We start from the raw sequence: 15,550 nt of genomic DNA, 5'->3' as shown, positions 1-15,550 counted from the left end.
GATGTCGTTATGAGGCTTCAAAACGACATCTACTGCGACTCAGTTGGGTCAGCGGGATGTCAGTTAGTTGTTTTCGTTCATGGGGATGCGGACGCCGCGCTCCCTGGCGACGTCGAGGGCACGTTCGTAGCCGGCGTCGGCGTGGCGGATGATGCCCATGCCGGGGTCGTTGGTGAGGAGGCGTTCGAGCTTCTCCGCGGCGAGGTCGGTGCCGTCGGCAACGGAAACCTGGCCGGCGTGGATGGAGCGGCCGATGCCGACGCCGCCGCCGTGGTGCAGGGACACCCAGGTGGCGCCGGAAGCAGTGTTGAGCAGGGCGTTGAGCATCGGCCAGTCAGCGATGGCGTCCGAACCGTCCGCCATGGCCTCGGTCTCGCGGTAGGGGGAGGCGACGGAGCCGGAGTCCAGGTGGTCGCGTCCAATGACGATGGGCGCCTTAACCTTGCCGTCCTTCACCAGCCGGTTGAAGAGCAGCCCGGCCTTGGCCCGTTCGCCGTAGCCCAGCCAGCAGATGCGCGCCGGCAGGCCCTCGAACTCCACGCGTTCCTGGGCGGCGTCGATCCAGCGGTGCAGGTGTTTGTTGTCCGGGAAGAGTTCCTTGATGGCCTTGTCCGTGACGCGGATGTCTTCGGGGTCGCCGGAGAGGGCAACCCAGCGGAACGGGCCGAGGCCTTCGCAGAACAGCGGCCGGATGTAGGCGGGGACGAAGCCGGGGAATTCAAAGGCGCGGTTGTAGCCGCCTTTGCGGGCTTCGTCGCGGATGGAGTTGCCGTAGTCGAAGACCTCGGCGCCGGCGTCCTGGAATTCCACCATGGCCTGGACGTGCTTGGCCATCGACGCCTGGGCCTTCTTGGTGAAGCCCTCGGGGTCGGCAGCGGCCTCGCGATGCCATTCCTCGACGGTGATGCCCTCGGGCAGGTAGCTCAGGGGGTCGTGCGCGGAGGTCTGGTCGGTGACGATGTCCACGGTCAGCTCGCCGGCGTGGTGGCGGCGAAGCAGTTCCGGGAAGACCTCGGCGGCGTTGCCCACGTAGCCCACGGACCAGCCGCGGCACTCTTCCTTGGCCTTGAGCACTTTGGCGATGGCGGCGTCGAGGTCGGTTTCCACTTCGTCGAGGTAGCGCTTGCCGGCCCGACGGCGCAGGCGGGTCTCGTCGACGTCGACAATCAGGCAGGCGCCTTCATTCAGGGTGACGGCGAGCGGCTGGGCGCCGCCCATGCCGCCGCAGCCGCCGGTCAGCGTCAACGTGCCGGCGAGGGTGCCGTTTTCGTCGCTGGTGAGCTTGCGGGCGATCGCTGCGAACGTCTCGAACGTGCCCTGCAGGATGCCCTGGGTGCCGATGTAGATCCAGGAACCGGCGGTCATCTGGCCGTACATCATCAAGCCCTCGGCCTCGAGCCGGCGGAACTCGGGCCAGGTGGCCCAGTCGCCCACGAGGTTGGAATTGGCCAGCAGCACGCGGGGCGCCCATTCGTTGGTGCGGAACACACCAACCGGTTTGCCGGACTGGACCAGGAGGGTTTCGTCCTTTTCCATTGTTTCCAGGGTGCGGGTGATGGCATCGAATGCGGCCCAGGAGCGGACGGCGCGGCCCGTTCCGCCGTAGACCACCAGGTCGTCGGGGCGTTCTGCGACCTCGGGGTCCAGGTTGTTCATCAGCATGCGGAGCGGCGCTTCGGTCTGCCAGGACTTGGCGGTGAGCTCGGTGCCGCGGGCTGCTTTGACCGGGCGGGCACCGGTGGTGAAATCGGCGGGTGCCATGGTGGGCTCCTTCTCAATGGTGTGTCTGTTGGCGGAAAGAAGTTCTGTATCCACTAAAGCCCTTGGAGAACAGGCTTCACAGGGCTTTCGCGGCTGCCCTGTCCGGAATGCCAGACAAACGCCGGACCCTATTTGACAGGGCGTCCGTGGATCCGGACGGAGAGTTCATCGGCAACCTTCTGGACGCGGGCGGCGAGCACCGGCCACTGGTCCGCGGGCAGTTTGTCCTCCAGGAAGGTGACGGCGACGGCGGCCGTGGGCCAGCCCAGATGGTCGGTGACCGCGGCAGCGATGGAGCCGAAGCCGGGGGTCACCTCGCCGTGCTCGGTGGCGTACCCCCGCTGGCGGACCTGGTCGAGGTGCGAGGACAACGCCGAGTACTTCATGATGGCGCCCTCCACCTCGTGCCGGGCGGTAAAGGCCTCCGCGTTCGGGTACAGGACGCGCACCTGCGATTTGGGCAACGCGGCGAGGATGGCCCGCCCGCTGGCAGTGAGGTGGCTGGGAAGGCGGACGCCGACGTCGGTCACCAAGGACGGGCGGTTCTTGGCCCGCTCCTCCACGATGTACAGGACGTCGCGGCCATGAAGCACGGCAAGGTGGGCACTCTCGCCGATGGCATCCACCAGGCTCGCGAGCAAGGGACGGCCCAGCCGCGACAGCGGCTCCTGCCGGGAGTACGCCGAGCTGAGTTCGAAGGCGCTGATGCCCAGCCCGTAGCGCTGCTCCTCGTGGAGGTGGAGGACGAAGCCGTTGGCCTCCATTACCCCCAGGAGGTGATAGACGCTGGACCGGGGCAGGTCCAGGCTGGAGGCAATCTGCGACGCCGCCATCGGTCCTCGCCGCGAAGCAAGGAGTTTCAGGATGCGCAGGGTGTTTTCCGCGGCGGGAACTTTCGAAGGCGCCTTGGCCGGCATGCGGAGAGCCTGGGTTTCCGTGCTCAGTGCAGTGCTCATGTGTGGAAAGGTCTCTCTGGGTAGCTCTGTCCGGTATCCCGTACTTAAGCTTGCGCCCTCATTGGCACATTTAATGATCCATCCACGTCAGCAGCGTCTCGAATACCAGACAGTTGCTTCAAGCTTCCTTGGTGACAGCAGTCCTTGGAAAAACTCCTGCGAGATGGCATTTGAAGGCAATGTTCCACGGCAGGACTGCCGTGAAGTGCCATCTCGCGGCCGCGTGGCTGGGACTGCTGGCCCTCGCCTACCGCCTGTGGATCAAAGGTGACGGCCGACGCCGGGCCCACCTTGAGGACGAGACGTCGCCGTTGCCGGTGGTCTCCTCAGTCCGGACAACGGCGCTTGCCGGGCGTAGGCGGAACTAAGCCCGAAAGGGCCAATGCCCGGGCAGCATGGGTGCTGGAGCGGAGTACGCCCCTGGCCTATGCCGCTTTGGGGAACACTCCCGCGCCGGCGAGCCCGGAGCGGGGAGCCGTCTCCACCTTGGCGCAGATCCAGCGGCCCAACTCTGTGGCGGCACGTGGGTCGATTGACGTGGAAAAGCCTGCCCGCTCCAGCATCCAGGCCAGGTCCTCTGTGGAGACATTGCCGGCGGCGCCGGGGGCGAACGGACAACCGCCCAGGCCTCCCACAGCACTGTCAAAGATCCTCACCCCAGCTGCCATGGCCGCATAGGTATTCGCCAACGCAGTGTGGCGGGTCTCGTGCAGGTGGGCACGCAGCGGCACGTCCGTTTCCGCTGCCAGGGCAGCAAAAACCTCCTTTACCTGCCAGGGGACGGCGCAACCGATGGTGTCCGCCAGGGCAACTTCGGCCAATTGGGCCCTTTGGAGTGCGCTTCGGACTACAGAAAGGGCCTGTTCCCCGGACACGTCGCCCTGGTACGGGCAGCCAAAGGCGACGGCGGCCGTGACGCTGACCGGGATGGCGGCAGCGGCAGCGATTCCGGCTACTTCCTCCAAGGCATCGAGGGCGGCGGCGACCGTGGTGTTCTGGTTGGCCGCCGCGAAGGCATCCGTGACGGGCAGAACGTAGTTGATCTCGTCCACTCCTGCATCCACTGCCCTGTACGCGCCCCGCGTGTTCAAAACCAGGCCGATGTAGCTGGCGTCGGCATCCCGCGGCACCCCCGCCATGACGGCGTCGGCATCAGCCATTTGTGGAACCTTTTTGGGATTCACGAAGCTCACGGCCTCGATTCGCCTGGCCCCCAAGGCGATCAGGTCGTTGATGAGGCGCAGCTTGTCGTGGGTACTGACTGGAACCTTTTCGTTCTGCAGCCCGTCCCGGGGACTGACGTCCACGATGGAAACTGCACCCTTGGACTTATCGGTTCCCGCAATTCCGTTCATCAGATCGCACCTTCATCCTTGGCATCCTGCAGTTCTTCGGCACTGAGCTTGAGCAGGCCGGCGTAGACATCGGTGTTGTGGGAACCCGGCACCAGGGGCCCGTTCCACGCAATGCCGCCGCCGGTGCGGGACAGCTTGGGAATAATGCCCGGCTGGACCACTGCTCCCAACTTCTCATCATGGACTTCCACCAGCATTCTCCGTGCCCGCAGCTGGGGATCCTCGAAAATGTCCTCGATGGTGCTGACGGTGCTGTTGGGAACAGAATGCTGGTCAAGGCGCGCCACCAGGTCCCCGTGGTTGAATCCTGCGGCCCATTCGGCAATCAGTTGTTCCAGCTCATCCTGGTTGGCTCCGCGGGAAGCGTGGTTGCTGTACCGGGGGTCGGAGGCCAGCTCCGGCATGCCCATCGAAGCGGCCAGCCGCACGAACACCGAGTCCTGGTTGGCAGCGATCACCACCCATTTCCCGTCGCTGGAGCGGAAGATATTCGACGGCGCTATTCCCTTCAATCCAGAGCCGCTGGGTCCGGGGACGATCCCCGCAGCCGCGTAGTCCGGCACGGCACTTTCCAGGAGGGAAAAACAGGCCTCCACGAGGGAAACGTCCACGACTTGCCCTGTCCCTCCCCGGGCGTCCCGCCAATACAAGGCCAGCAGGATTCCCTGCAGCGCATAAAGCGACGCCAGGCTGTCCCCCAACGAGATGCCTGTCCGTGGCGGTGCCTGGTCCGGGTATCCGTTGAGGTGGCGCAGGCCACCGCGGGCTTCGGCCACGGATGCATAGCCTGGCTTGTTCGCGTCCGGCCCGGTCTGGCCATAGCCAGAGACCCTGGCGATGACCAGGCCCGGGTTGCCCTGCCAGAGCACTTCGGGTGAAAGCCCGAGTTTCTCAAGTGTTCCGGGGCGAAAATTCTCAAGGATGACGTCGGCGTCCCTGCAGAGCTCCAGGAACAATTCCCGCCCACGGGGCGACTTGAGGTCCAACGTCACGCACTTCTTCCCTCTTGACTGGACCGACCACCAGAGGGTGTGGCCTTGTACCCGGGCCCGGCCCCATTCGCGCATGGGATCGGGACGGTCAGGAGACTCTATCTTGATGACCTCCGCGCCGAAGTCCGCCAGCTGCCGTCCGGCAAAGGGACCCGCAATGAGTGATCCCAGCTCCAACACCCGCACGCCGGCCAAAGGCCCGCTGACCGTTCCCAGGGCAGCGCCGCGATCAGGGGCAGCGCCGGGCCGGGTCCCGGCCTGAGGGGCAGGTACAGGACCCGGGTTCTGACCACCGCGCGTTCCGTCAGGGGGTGCGGTTTGTGAAGTTTCCACCATCTTTGGGACTCCTGTTCTGCCGGCAGCCCGCGCCCGGGCCGCGTTGCCCGGCCTGCCGCGGGTCGCGAAGCAATCGTTGACAACAACTCATATTGTGGACCGAAATTCACCATGTGGATAGAGAGGAGCGGAAAACCGCGCTATTGGGGAATGGTTCCTCCGATAACCCGGGTGGCCTCCTCGGCAGCGGAAAGGACCTGTTCCACCCAGGACGCGCAGACGTCGAAGGGCATCCGCAGGGCGGGCCCCATCACGGTGAGTGCCCCGAAGAGTTCACCTTGGGGTCCGAAGATTGGCGCTGAAATACCGCTAGCCCCGGACACGCGCTCACCGGTGGTAATGGCGTAACCGTCTGCGCGCGCTTTGGCAACCGCCTCCTGCAGGCTCGCGGCATTGGTGATGGTCTGGTTGGTCAGGGATTTCAGGCCCGACCGGTACACCTGCTCCGCGACGTCCGGATTCCAGGCGAGGAGGACGCGCCCTGCCGCGCCGACGTGCAGCGGCATGATCTCACCCACGCTCACAACGCGCCGGAGCATGCGCCGGGTCTCTGCCAAGGCGATGCAAACCCGCTTCCCCTGGGACTCGCGAAAAATGCATGCCGTCTCACCCAATTCATCACGCAGCCGGCGCAGCACCGGGGTCAGCAGCTCCAGGAAATCCAACCCCTGTGTTGCAGGCGCCGCCCAGTGGGCCATCCGCACCCCCACCCGGTACCGGTCCCCATGCCGGTCCAGGATCCCCTCCTGCACCATGTTCGCAACCAGCCGCTGGACTGTGGAATGCGGCACCCCCGTGCTGGAACGGATCTCGGCCAGCGACAGCTCGGGCTGCGCGAGGGAGAAAGCATCGAGGATGGCGGTGATCTTCCGAAGGACCAACAAGGGTGTGGCCGACGTTTCGCTGGAGCTCATGGGGAAAGTGTATGAGTCGCGGAGGCGTTGAGTGTGACCGGAGTAACTGTTAGCATCAGGTCCACATCATGATGGAGAACCCACGATGTGGCAGGAACACGACCTGCTTTGAGCAATAACACCGGAGTCCGCAAGCAGGTCTCCGTACGCGGACCGATGCACCACTTTCGTTCCGCAAGCGTGAACCAGCAGGGGGAACAAGCGGCCGGAGCCGGCCGGGAAGAGGCAAAGATGCCAGCTGCACAGCCAGGCACGTCCGGATATGCGGTGGAGCTCACCGGGTGCACCAAAGAGTTTCCAACATCCGGAGGCGAGACCTACTTCGCCGTGCGGGACATCGACCTGAAAGTCGAGCCCGGCCGCTTCGTCTCGATCGTTGGTCCTACGGGATCGGGCAAGTCCACCATCCTCAACATGGCAGCCGGCCTGCTGACTCCCACCTTCGGGGAGGTTAAAAGCTTCGGAGAACCCGTGACCGGAGTGAACCGCCGCGCGTCCTACATGTTCCAGCAGGATGCCCTGCTGCCGTGGAAGACCGTCATCGACAATGTCAGCCTGGGCCTGACCATGGCAGGCGTCTCCAAGGCGGAGGCCCATGCAGAATCGCGGCGCTGGCTTGAAAAGGTGGGCCTCAAGAATTTTGCGGACCGCTACCCGCACCAACTCAGCGGCGGCATGCGCAAACGCACCGCCATTGCCCAGGCCTGGATCGTGAACCCGGACATCCTCCTGATGGACGAGCCCTTCTCCGCCTTGGACGTCCAGACACGCCAGATCATGGAGAACGAACTTCTGCAGCTTTGGCAGGAATCCGACAAGGCAGTGGTCTTCATTACCCACGACCTCGACGAAGCGATCGCCTTGTCCGACGAGGTGGTGATCCTGGGAGCGGGCCCCGGAAGCACGGTGGTGGGAAGCTACGAAATCGACATTCCACGCCCCCGCGATCTGCTGGACATCCGGGACGACCCCCGCTTCGTGGCGCTGCACCGGGAAATCTGGGGCAGGCTGAAAGTCGAAGTCTCAAAGACATACGAAAGTGCGCTCGCGGAAGAAGGTGAGGCCGCGTGACCATCCTCGGCTCAAGGAAACCAGGTTCAACGAAGAACGGTTCCTCCGCAGGACAGGACCGCTACACCGCCCACCGGCAGCCACGCCGCGGAGAGATGTCGGCGCTGGCCATGCGCAGCGTGCAACTCCTCCTCACGATCCTTGTCTTGGGCGCCTGGGAACTCCTGGGGCGCGCCGGGGTGATAGACCAATTCTTCTTTCCCCTTCCCTCAGACATCTTCCAGACCGTGTGGCTCTGGGTGTCCTCGGGATTCGTGTTCCCGCATCTTTGGGTGACCATGCAGGAAGCCATCCTCGCCTTCCTGGTGGGGGCCGCCGTCGGACTCCTCCTGGGCTTTATCCTTGCCCGGGTCCGTTTCCTGGAACGGCTGCTGGACCCCTTCCTCCAGATGTTCAACGCGCTCCCGCGCGTAGTCCTCGCTCCAATCTTCCTGCTCTGGTTCGGGCTGGGTATCTGGTCGAAGGTCGCTTTCGGCTTCACCCTTGTGTTCTTCATCGTTTTCTTCAACACGTTGGAAGGCGTCAAGAGCGTAGACCGGGTCCTGGTGGATAACGCCAAAATGCTGGGGGCCAGCGAAAAGCAGCTCCTGCGCCACGTCTTCATTCCAAGTGCCCTCACATGGATCTTCTCCAGCCTGCATATCAGCGTGGGCTTCGCCATCACCGGCGCAGTGGTGGGCGAGTACCTGGGCGCCTCGGGCGGCATGGGCTACGCCATTGCGCAGGCCCAAGGCGTATTCGATACCAAGGGCGTCTTCGCCGGGATGTTCATCCTCATGATTGCGGTCCTGATCATCGACCTCCTCGTCAACCGCCTGGAGCGGCACCTGCTCAGATGGCGCCCGGTCCGGTCTTCCTGACCGGCCGCGTCACACAAGGGCCGGCCAGCCGGCACAGAAACCCCACAAAACCTCCTGAAAGGGATACCCATGACGCATAAAGCAACCCGGCATCGTGGCCGGGTCCTCCTTCGGCCGCTGACCCTGATTGCTGCCGTTGCCGTGGCGCTCTCGGCCTGTGGCGCTCCCGCCGCAGCTCCTCCCGGCCAGAGTGGATCAGCCGTTGCCGGCGGCGGAGGCGGAGGCGGCAAGGTGGTTATCGGCGTAGGCGGCCAGACCCTCCTGACTTACCTTCCGACAACACTGGCCCAGCAGCTTGGGTACTACAAGGATGAGGGCGTGGACGTCGAGCTCCAGGACCTTCAGGGCGGCTCAAAGGCCCTGACCGCCATGGTTGGCGGCAGCACCAATGTGACAAGCGGCTACTACGAGCACACCATACAGATGCAGGCCAAGAACCAGCAGATCAAGGCCTTCGTTGACATGGGCCAGTCTTCCGGCCTTGCCCTGCTGGTGGCACCGAAGAACGAAGGCCAGATCAAAACCATTGCCGACCTTAAGGGCAAGAACGTCGGAGTGACGGCCCCAGGCTCCTCCACCGATATGTTCGTGAAGTTCCTGCTGGCCAAGAACAATATGCAGCAGTCCGACGCAGCGGTATCCGCCATCGGCGCGGGATCTTCCGCCGTTGCCGCTGTTGAGCAGGGCCAGGTGGACGCAGCCGTGATGCTCGAACCGGATGTCTCGGTTCTCACGAAGCGCATTGGCCACAATCCCACAGTGCTGGAGGACGTCCGCACCTCCGAGGGACTGAAGGAAGTGTTCGCCACCGATTCATGGCCTTCCGCCTGCCTTTATGCCAAGACTGACTGGCTGAACCAGAACAAGGACACGGCCGCCAAACTGGCAAAGGCCATCAAGCGCACCCTTGAGTACATCAACGGTCACTCCGGCGCCGAAATAGCGGCCAAGATGCCGGAAAGCTTTGCCGGCGGAGACAAGGAGCTCTACGCCAAGGTCATCGAGGACCTCAAGAAGACCCTGAGCAAGGACGGCACATTCACCGACGACGGCGTCCAGGCCGTCCTGAAGACCCAGCAGGTAGCCAACGCGGACGTTGGAAGCAAGGAGATCAAGCTTTCCGAGACGTACACCAACGACCTCGTGAAGTAATTGCAGCCAGCGGCAGATTAAGGGCCGTCCCACAGCAAAAGGTGCCCGGCTCCCCGGAAGGGGCCGGGCACCTGGCCGTTCCGCTCCCTTACCTGGAAGCGGCGGCGGCCCGCACTGCCTGGCCGAGGGACGTCGTCGGACGCCCAATCAGCCTCTGGAGGTCGCCGGTGCCCACCAGGAGATCGCCGCGCGCAATGCCCAGGTCTGAATCCGCCAGGATCTCCGCGAAAGCCTCGGGCACACCCACGCCGGTGAGCAGGCCAACGTACTCCTCCGCAGGGAGGTTGTTGTAGCTGATCGCCTTGCCGGTGGCCTCGCTGATCTCCGATGCCAGGTCGGCCATGCTGAAGGCATCATCGCCGCCCAGTTCGTAGACCTTGCCGGCATGGTCATCGGCCACCAGGACCGCGGCGGCGGCATGGGCGTAGTCGGCCCGTGCGGCCGCGCTGACCTTGCCCTCCCCGGCGCTGCCCGCGACGGCACCCTGCGCGAGGGTTCCCGGCAGCTGCTCCGTGTAGTTCTCCAGGTACCAGCCGTTGCGCAGCAGCACGAAGGGGACTCCGGAGTCACGCAGCAGCGCCTCGGTGGCCTTGTGCTCGTCGGCCAGTTTCATGCCGGTGGAGTCGGCGTTGGCGATGCTGGTGTACGCCAGCAGCTCCACGCCTGCGGCCTTGGCGGCGTCGATCACGGTGCGGTGCTGCTCGACCCGTTGGCCCACTTCGCTGCCGGAGATCAGCAGCACCCGCCGGGCACCCTCGAGGGCAGCGGCAACCGAACCGGCGTCGGCATAGTCCATGGGCTGCACCTGAACGCCCCGCGCAGCGAAGTCTGCGAGCTTCTCCACTGACCGGCCGGCAGCCACGATATCCCCGGCAGGTGCTCCCCGTTCCAGGAGGGCTTCAATGACGTGGCGGCCCAACTGTCCGGTGGCGCCTGTAACAACGATGCTCACGATGATTCCTTTCGGGAGTTTTGCTCTGTCAGGGGGCACAACCACGGCATGCTACGGGAACTTCCCAAAAGGGAGTACGCACTTCAAAGTAAGGTACCGACCTTTGGGTAAGCTGGAGTCATGAAAACAGCCCCGCAGCCCCTCGCCTTTGCGGACGGCGTGTTTCCTGCCGGGTGCCCCAGCAGGACCCTGCTGGACCACATCACCAGCAAATGGGGCGTCCTGATCCTGCTTGCACTGTCCGAGGGCAAGCACCGGTGGAGTGATTTACGACGGCGGGCCGAGGGCATCAGCGAGAAAATGCTGGCGCAGACGCTGAAGACACTGGAGCGCGACGGCCTGGTCAGCAGGGACGCGCAGCCGGTCATTCCACCCAGGGTGGACTACAGCCTGACCGAGCGGGGCTACGAATTGACCGCGCTCCTGGTGCCGCTGGCGGCGTGGACGTTCGAGAACGCCGAGGTAATCATCAACGGGATTCAGCAGGACAAGTAGTACCGCTTCCCGAATTTGAGTACCTGTTACTGGTGTGACTGGTGTGAACAGCGCATAGCGTGAACGCACGGTGGCGGCCGGAATGGGAGGACCATCCTCTGCTGGGAGCGTTCCGCCAACCAGCACCGTTAGCAGGCGGCAGGCTGCCGCTTGGAGGAGTTGGTCGCATGGCCAAGGACTACACGCAGGATCTTGCCCGCATGGGCCGGCCCGTCAGCCTCGGCACCGCACTTGCCGGCGCGTGGGGCCGGACGCTGACGGCCTTTAGCCCCCGCTGCCCCTACCGGGTGGGGGACACCGTCATAGGCGACGACCCCTTCAGCGGCAGGCGCGAAGGGGTCGTCGTATGGCAGGACCGAAGATCAGTGGGAGTGAAAACCCCGTACGGCGTCTTCTTTTTTGACCACCGGCTGGTCAAGCCCCTGGACTAGCGTGCGGACCAGCCGCCGTCCATCGTGTAGCTGGCGCCGGTCACCATGCCGGCATCCGGGGAGGCCAGCCAGGCCACCAGGGATGCCACCTCCTCCGGCTCCACCAGGCGCTTGATGGCGGCCTCGGTGAGCATCACCTTGGCCAGGACCTCGGACTCGGGGATGCCGTGCACCTGCGCCTGGTCCGCGATTTGCGACTCAACCAGGGGCGTCCGGACGTAGCCGGGGTTGACGCAGTTGGACGTGACGCCATGCGGGCCGCCCTCCAGCGCCGTCACCTTGCTCAGTCCCTCCAGCCCATGCTTGGCGGAGACATAGGCGCTCTTGAACGGGGAGGCCCGGATGCCGTGCACGGAGGACAGGTTGATGATGCGGCCGAACTTGTTGGCATACATGTGCGGCAGGGCGGCCCGGATCAGCAGGAACGGCGCCTCAAGCATGAGGGTGATGATCCGGCGGAAGTCCGCAGGGTCGAACTCCTCGATGGGGCTGATGCGCTGGATCCCTGCGTTGTTGACCAGGATGTCGCAGTCCAGGCTGAGGGTGGTGAGGGCGTCAACGTCCAGCAGGTCCACGCCCCAGGCGCTCCCGCCCACCTCATCGGCGAGGGCTGCAGCGGCGGCGGAGTCGACGTCGGCCACCACCACCTTCGCTCCCCGCGCGGCAAGTGCGCGCACGCACGCGGCACCGATTCCGCTGGCACCGCCGGTGACCAGCGCCTTGCGTCCATTCAACGTATTGTCCATTCCAGTTCTCCTTTGTGCGCCCGGGCGGTCGGACAGCTCCGGCGCTTCAGTGGCAGCCGGGCCAGCCGGTGCCGGCTCAGCGGTTGGCAGTCAGCAGACCCTCGCGGGCCGCGTCTTCCTTGTCCACGTCCTCCAGGGCGACGCCCTTGGTTTCCTTCAGGCTCAGTACGGATACCACGGTAATGGCACACGCGACCACGAGGTAGATGGCGGTGGGCACCCACGATCCGGTGTCCTTCAGCCACTGGGTGGCCAGCAGCGGCGCGAGTGACCCGGCGAAGATCGACGTCACCTGGGAGCCGAGGGATGCGCCGGAGTACCGCATGCGGGTGGGGAACATCTCCGCCATGATGGCCGGCTGCCCGGCGTACATGAGGCCATGCAGGCACAGGCCAATGGTCACGGCAAGGACGATGACCACCGGGTTCCGGGTATCGAACATCGGGAAGGCAAAGAACGGCCAGGTGGCACCCAGGACGGCGCCGGCGAGGTAGACGGGCTTGCGGCCAATCCGGTCAGCCAGGCGGCCGTACTGCGGGATGATGGCGAAGTGGATGACGTGCGCGATCAGCAGTGCCAGCAGGAGCGATGACGTGTCGTACTTGTGGACGCTCTTGAGGTAGACAATGGCGAAGCTGACCACCAGGTAGTACATGATGTTTTCCGCGAACCGCAGGCCCATGGCCTGGAAGATGCCCTTGGGGTATTTGCGCACCACCTCGAACACGCCGTAGCTGACGGCCTGTTCTTTTTCCACCAGTTCCTTGGCTTCGAGGAAGATGGGCGACTCGCTGACGTTGGTGCGGATGTAGTAGCCCACGAAGACGATCACGGCAGAGAGCCAGAAGGCCACCCGCCAGCCCCAGCCCAGGAAGGCCTCACTGCTGAGCGTGGTGGACATGATGTACAGCACCAGGGTGGCCAGCAGGTTGCCCACGGGAACCGCGGCCTGGGGCCAGCTGGACCAGAAGGCGCGGGTCTTGTTGGGGCTGTGTTCGGCGACGAGGAGGACTGCGCCGCCCCATTCGCCGCCCAGTGCGAAGCCCTGGATGAACCGCAGGGCCACCAGCAGTGCCGGCGCCAGGTAGCCGATGTCGGCGAAGCCCGGGAGGCAGCCCATCAGGAACGTGGACACACCGATGATCACGATGGTGAGCTGCAGCGTGGGCTTGCGGCCCAGCTTGTCGCCGATCTGGCCGAACACGATGCCGCCCAGCGGGCGTGCGATGAAGCCCACGGCGTAGGTGAGGAAGGCCTGGATGATCCCGTCCAGGTCATTGCCTGTGGCGGGGAAGAAGTACTTGCCGAAGACCAGCGTGGCAGCCGTGGCGTAGAGGAAGAACTCGTACCACTCCACCACCGTCCCCACCATGGAGGCGGCGACGATTTTCTTCAGTCCTGATCCTTTGGGTGGATGCCCGGCCTCGTTGGCCCGCTGTTGCTCTACGCTCATGGTTTCTCCTAGTGTCCACATTGACACGCGCTGTGATCTCCAGCACAAGTGACTCAGATGAGTATTGCTGCACAGGCCTGGCACTTCAATGGCCAAACAGGCAGCCAATGTGTGCACAATTGCAGATATGAATGCGAACCCCGATGACCTCTTGGTCCTTCTCGCGGTGTCACGCTCGGCAAAGTTCACGACGGCGGCCCAGGCCCTGGGCTTGAACCACACCACGGTTTCCCGGAGGATCGCCGCGCTTGAGAAGTCGCTCGGCGGCCGGGTCCTTTCCCGCGCCGCAGGCGGCTGGGAACTGACTGAGCTCGGCGAACGGGCCGTGCTGGCTGCCGAACAGGTGGAGGCGGTCCTGGCCACGCTGGGACCGGCAGGCCAGGCACCCGACCCCGTTGCCGGCGTGGTGCGCATGACCGCGACCGACGGTTTCAGCGCCTATATTGCGGCTCCTGCCGTGGCCCGGCTGCGGCGGGACCATCCGGGCCTGAGCGTGGAGGTGGTGACCATGACCCGCCGGGCCCTGCAGCAGCGGTCCGGGCTGGACATCGAGGTGGTGGTGGGCGAGCCGCAGGTGCACCGGGCGGAGGCCATCCTGCTGGGCGAATACCGGCTGGGAATGTACGCCTCCCGCACCTACCTCGCCGAGCATGGAATCCCTGCCACCGTGGCCGAGCTCAACCAGCACCCCCTGGTCTACTTCGTGGACTCGATGCTGCAGGTGGACGACCTCGACGCACCGCGGCGGCTGGTTCCCGCTATGCGCGACGGCGTGACCTCCACCAACGTGTTCGTCCACGTGGAGGCCACCCGGGCCGGGGCGGGCGTGGGCTTCCTGCCGTGCTTCATGGCCGACCTCCACAATGATCTGGTCCGCCTGCTGCCCGACCAGATCGGCGAGCTTCTCCCCTACTGGATGGTTCTCCGCCCGGACTCGCTGCGCCGCCCCGCGGTGGCCGCCGTCGTGCAGGCCCTCCGGGAACGGATGGCCGAGCACCGCGGGGCACTCCTGGGCAAGGGCAAAGCCCCATCCTCCCCACCCGCGCCCTCGCCTCGCAAGCTCGGCTAGGGAACCCGGCGGGCGTGGGCCCACACGCTGCCCCTTTGACCGCTGAAAACGGCCGTTAGGCAGTAGGTGGGGCGGGGTCGTGGCGGACTGGTGTGCCAGCCGCGAACGCCCGGACCTGGGCGTCGTCCCAGAGGTGGGCCGGGACGGCCCCGCCCAGAAGCCGGCGCCGCAGCTGCGGGTCGTCCCCGAAGGGCATGTCGCTGCCGGCCATCACCATGTTCCCGTACCGCCGGCCTTTCAGCATGGCGGGATCGGCGATGATCACCGTGTGCGTGAAGGCGGCCGCGATGGTGGCGGCGTCCTCCCGGGCGTTCCTGAGGTCCGGCGCGTCACCGGAGTTGGCCACATACAGGCCGCCGGGGGCCAGGACGCGTTTGACGTGCTGGTTGAATTCCGCGGTGGTCAGCGGCCGCGGGGTGTGGGCGCCGGCAAAGACGTCGCGGATGATGAAGTCCCGGGTCTGGGCGGTGAGGGTCTCCGTCACCGCGCGCGCCTCCCCCACGCGGATCCGCAGCAGGGGTGCCTTGGGAAGGTCGAACCAGCCGCGCACGTACTCGGCCAGTTTCCCGTCCAGTTCCACCACCACCTGGCGCGCATCCGGGTAGGAAGCGGAAAAGTACCGTGCCAGGGAGCAGGCGCCGCCGCCCAGGTGCAGCCCGCGCAGCTTGTGCCCCGCGGCTCCAGTCGACGGGCCCGCAGCGTCCGACGGCGGCCAGCGGGACTCGATGAGCGCCGCCATCCAGCGCATGTACTCGAAGTCCAGGAAAAGCGGATCGGCGAGGTCGATGTGCGAGCTCATGACGCCGTTGATCTTCAGCAGCCAACCGGTGGAGTTGTCCTGGTCCGCGATCAGCTCACAGTCGCCGGTGTCGATGTAGTAGACACCCTCCACGGGACCGGGTGGTGGCGTGGAACCCTTCGGAAGCTCTACCACGCCCGCCATAGCTCGGCCGGCCCGGTTTGCAGACCTTCCGCGTTTGCCCATTACCCGTGCCCCGCTTCAGTCA

At 65.3% G+C, this 15,550-nt stretch carries 16 protein-coding genes; 7 read left to right on the top strand and 9 right to left on the bottom strand.

The genetic code is table 11. The features are described 5' to 3' along the window. Positions 1-63: 63 nt before the first annotated feature. Positions 64-1,761, bottom strand: coding sequence for a urocanate hydratase (gene hutU / locus IEW19_RS11315; RefSeq protein WP_188571731.1), 1,698 nt, complete (start codon positions 1,759-1,761; stop codon positions 64-66). A gap of 128 nt (positions 1,762-1,889) precedes the next feature. Further along, a complete protein-coding gene (locus IEW19_RS11310; protein ID WP_188571730.1) occupies positions 1,890-2,717 on the bottom strand; it encodes an IclR family transcriptional regulator in 828 nt (275 codons plus the stop codon). Positions 2,718-2,917: 200 nt separating this feature from the next. On the opposite strand from IEW19_RS11310, the gene IEW19_RS11305 reads away from it, so the two are divergent. Continuing rightward, complete coding sequence (locus IEW19_RS11305) at positions 2,918-3,085, top strand: hypothetical protein (protein WP_188571831.1); 168 nt, start codon at positions 2,918-2,920, stop codon at positions 3,083-3,085. A gap of 57 nt (positions 3,086-3,142) precedes the next feature. On the opposite strand, the gene IEW19_RS11300 is transcribed toward IEW19_RS11305, so the two are convergent. From IEW19_RS11300 to IEW19_RS11290, 3 genes are all read right to left on the bottom strand, one after another. Then, entirely contained in the window at positions 3,143-4,072 is a 930-nt protein-coding gene (locus IEW19_RS11300) for a hydroxymethylglutaryl-CoA lyase (RefSeq protein WP_188571729.1), read from the bottom strand. Beyond that, positions 4,072-5,400 carry a CaiB/BaiF CoA transferase family protein gene (locus tag IEW19_RS11295; RefSeq protein WP_188571728.1) on the bottom strand — a complete coding sequence of 443 codons (1,329 nt, stop codon included), beginning with the start codon at positions 5,398-5,400 and terminating at the stop codon, positions 4,072-4,074. Before IEW19_RS11295 ends, IEW19_RS11300 begins: the two co-directional genes overlap by 1 nt. 140 nt (positions 5,401-5,540) lie before the next feature. Then, positions 5,541-6,314: an IclR family transcriptional regulator gene (locus IEW19_RS11290; RefSeq protein WP_188571727.1), complete on the bottom strand. Its 774-nt coding sequence runs from the start codon at positions 6,312-6,314 to the stop codon at positions 5,541-5,543. 231 nt (positions 6,315-6,545) lie between these two features. Between IEW19_RS11290 and IEW19_RS11285 the strand changes: the two genes are divergently transcribed. The 3 genes from IEW19_RS11285 (at position 6,546) to IEW19_RS11275 (ending at position 9,397) form a co-directional block, all read left to right on the top strand. Next, complete coding sequence (locus IEW19_RS11285; protein ID WP_188571726.1) at positions 6,546-7,385, top strand: ABC transporter ATP-binding protein; 840 nt, start codon at positions 6,546-6,548, stop codon at positions 7,383-7,385. Next, a complete protein-coding gene (locus tag IEW19_RS11280) occupies positions 7,382-8,245 on the top strand; it encodes an ABC transporter permease (RefSeq protein ID WP_229748436.1) in 864 nt (287 codons plus the stop codon). The genes IEW19_RS11285 and IEW19_RS11280 overlap by 4 nt, the downstream gene beginning before the upstream one ends. Positions 8,246-8,314: 69 nt before the next feature. Further along, entirely contained in the window at positions 8,315-9,397 is a 1,083-nt protein-coding gene (locus IEW19_RS11275; protein WP_188571725.1) for an ABC transporter substrate-binding protein, read from the top strand. Positions 9,398-9,485: 88 nt separating this feature from the next. Here the strand turns inward: IEW19_RS11275 and IEW19_RS11270 are convergent, their stop codons facing one another. Beyond that, positions 9,486-10,349, bottom strand: a complete 864-nt coding sequence (locus tag IEW19_RS11270) for an SDR family oxidoreductase (protein ID WP_188571724.1) — start codon at positions 10,347-10,349, stop codon at positions 9,486-9,488. A 120-nt stretch (positions 10,350-10,469) separates the two neighbouring features. Here IEW19_RS11270 and IEW19_RS11265 point away from each other — a divergent pair, with 120 nt between their 5' ends. Both IEW19_RS11265 and IEW19_RS11260 read left to right on the top strand, forming a co-directional pair. Continuing rightward, positions 10,470-10,844, top strand: coding sequence for a winged helix-turn-helix transcriptional regulator (locus tag IEW19_RS11265; RefSeq protein WP_188571723.1), 375 nt, complete (start codon positions 10,470-10,472; stop codon positions 10,842-10,844). 167 nt (positions 10,845-11,011) lie between these two features. Beyond that, positions 11,012-11,275: a hypothetical protein gene (locus IEW19_RS11260; protein ID WP_188571722.1), complete on the top strand. Its 264-nt coding sequence runs from the start codon at positions 11,012-11,014 to the stop codon at positions 11,273-11,275. On the opposite strand, the gene IEW19_RS11255 is transcribed toward IEW19_RS11260, so the two are convergent. Continuing rightward, positions 11,272-12,021: a 3-hydroxybutyrate dehydrogenase gene (locus IEW19_RS11255; protein ID WP_188571721.1), complete on the bottom strand. Its 750-nt coding sequence runs from the start codon at positions 12,019-12,021 to the stop codon at positions 11,272-11,274. The two genes, IEW19_RS11260 and IEW19_RS11255, sit on opposite strands and share 4 nt — an antisense overlap. 76 nt (positions 12,022-12,097) lie before the next feature. Further along, on the bottom strand, positions 12,098-13,474 hold the full coding sequence (locus IEW19_RS11250; RefSeq protein WP_188571720.1) for an MFS transporter: 1,377 nt from the start codon (positions 13,472-13,474) through the stop codon (positions 12,098-12,100). 127 nt (positions 13,475-13,601) lie between these two features. Here IEW19_RS11250 and IEW19_RS11245 point away from each other — a divergent pair, with 127 nt between their 5' ends. Next, complete coding sequence (locus tag IEW19_RS11245) at positions 13,602-14,543, top strand: LysR family transcriptional regulator (RefSeq protein WP_188571719.1); 942 nt, start codon at positions 13,602-13,604, stop codon at positions 14,541-14,543. A 55-nt stretch (positions 14,544-14,598) separates the two neighbouring features. Here IEW19_RS11245 and IEW19_RS11240 read toward each other — a convergent pair whose 3' ends face one another. Next, positions 14,599-15,528 carry a spermidine synthase gene (locus tag IEW19_RS11240; protein ID WP_188571718.1) on the bottom strand — a complete coding sequence of 310 codons (930 nt, stop codon included), beginning with the start codon at positions 15,526-15,528 and terminating at the stop codon, positions 14,599-14,601. Positions 15,529-15,550 lie beyond the last annotated feature (22 nt).

The organism is Arthrobacter liuii, from assembly GCF_014639275.1.
GTDB lineage: Bacteria > Actinomycetota > Actinomycetes > Actinomycetales > Micrococcaceae > Arthrobacter > Arthrobacter liuii.
Note: the sequence above shows the minus strand (reverse complement) of the source record. Positions and strands in the feature narration are given on the sequence as shown.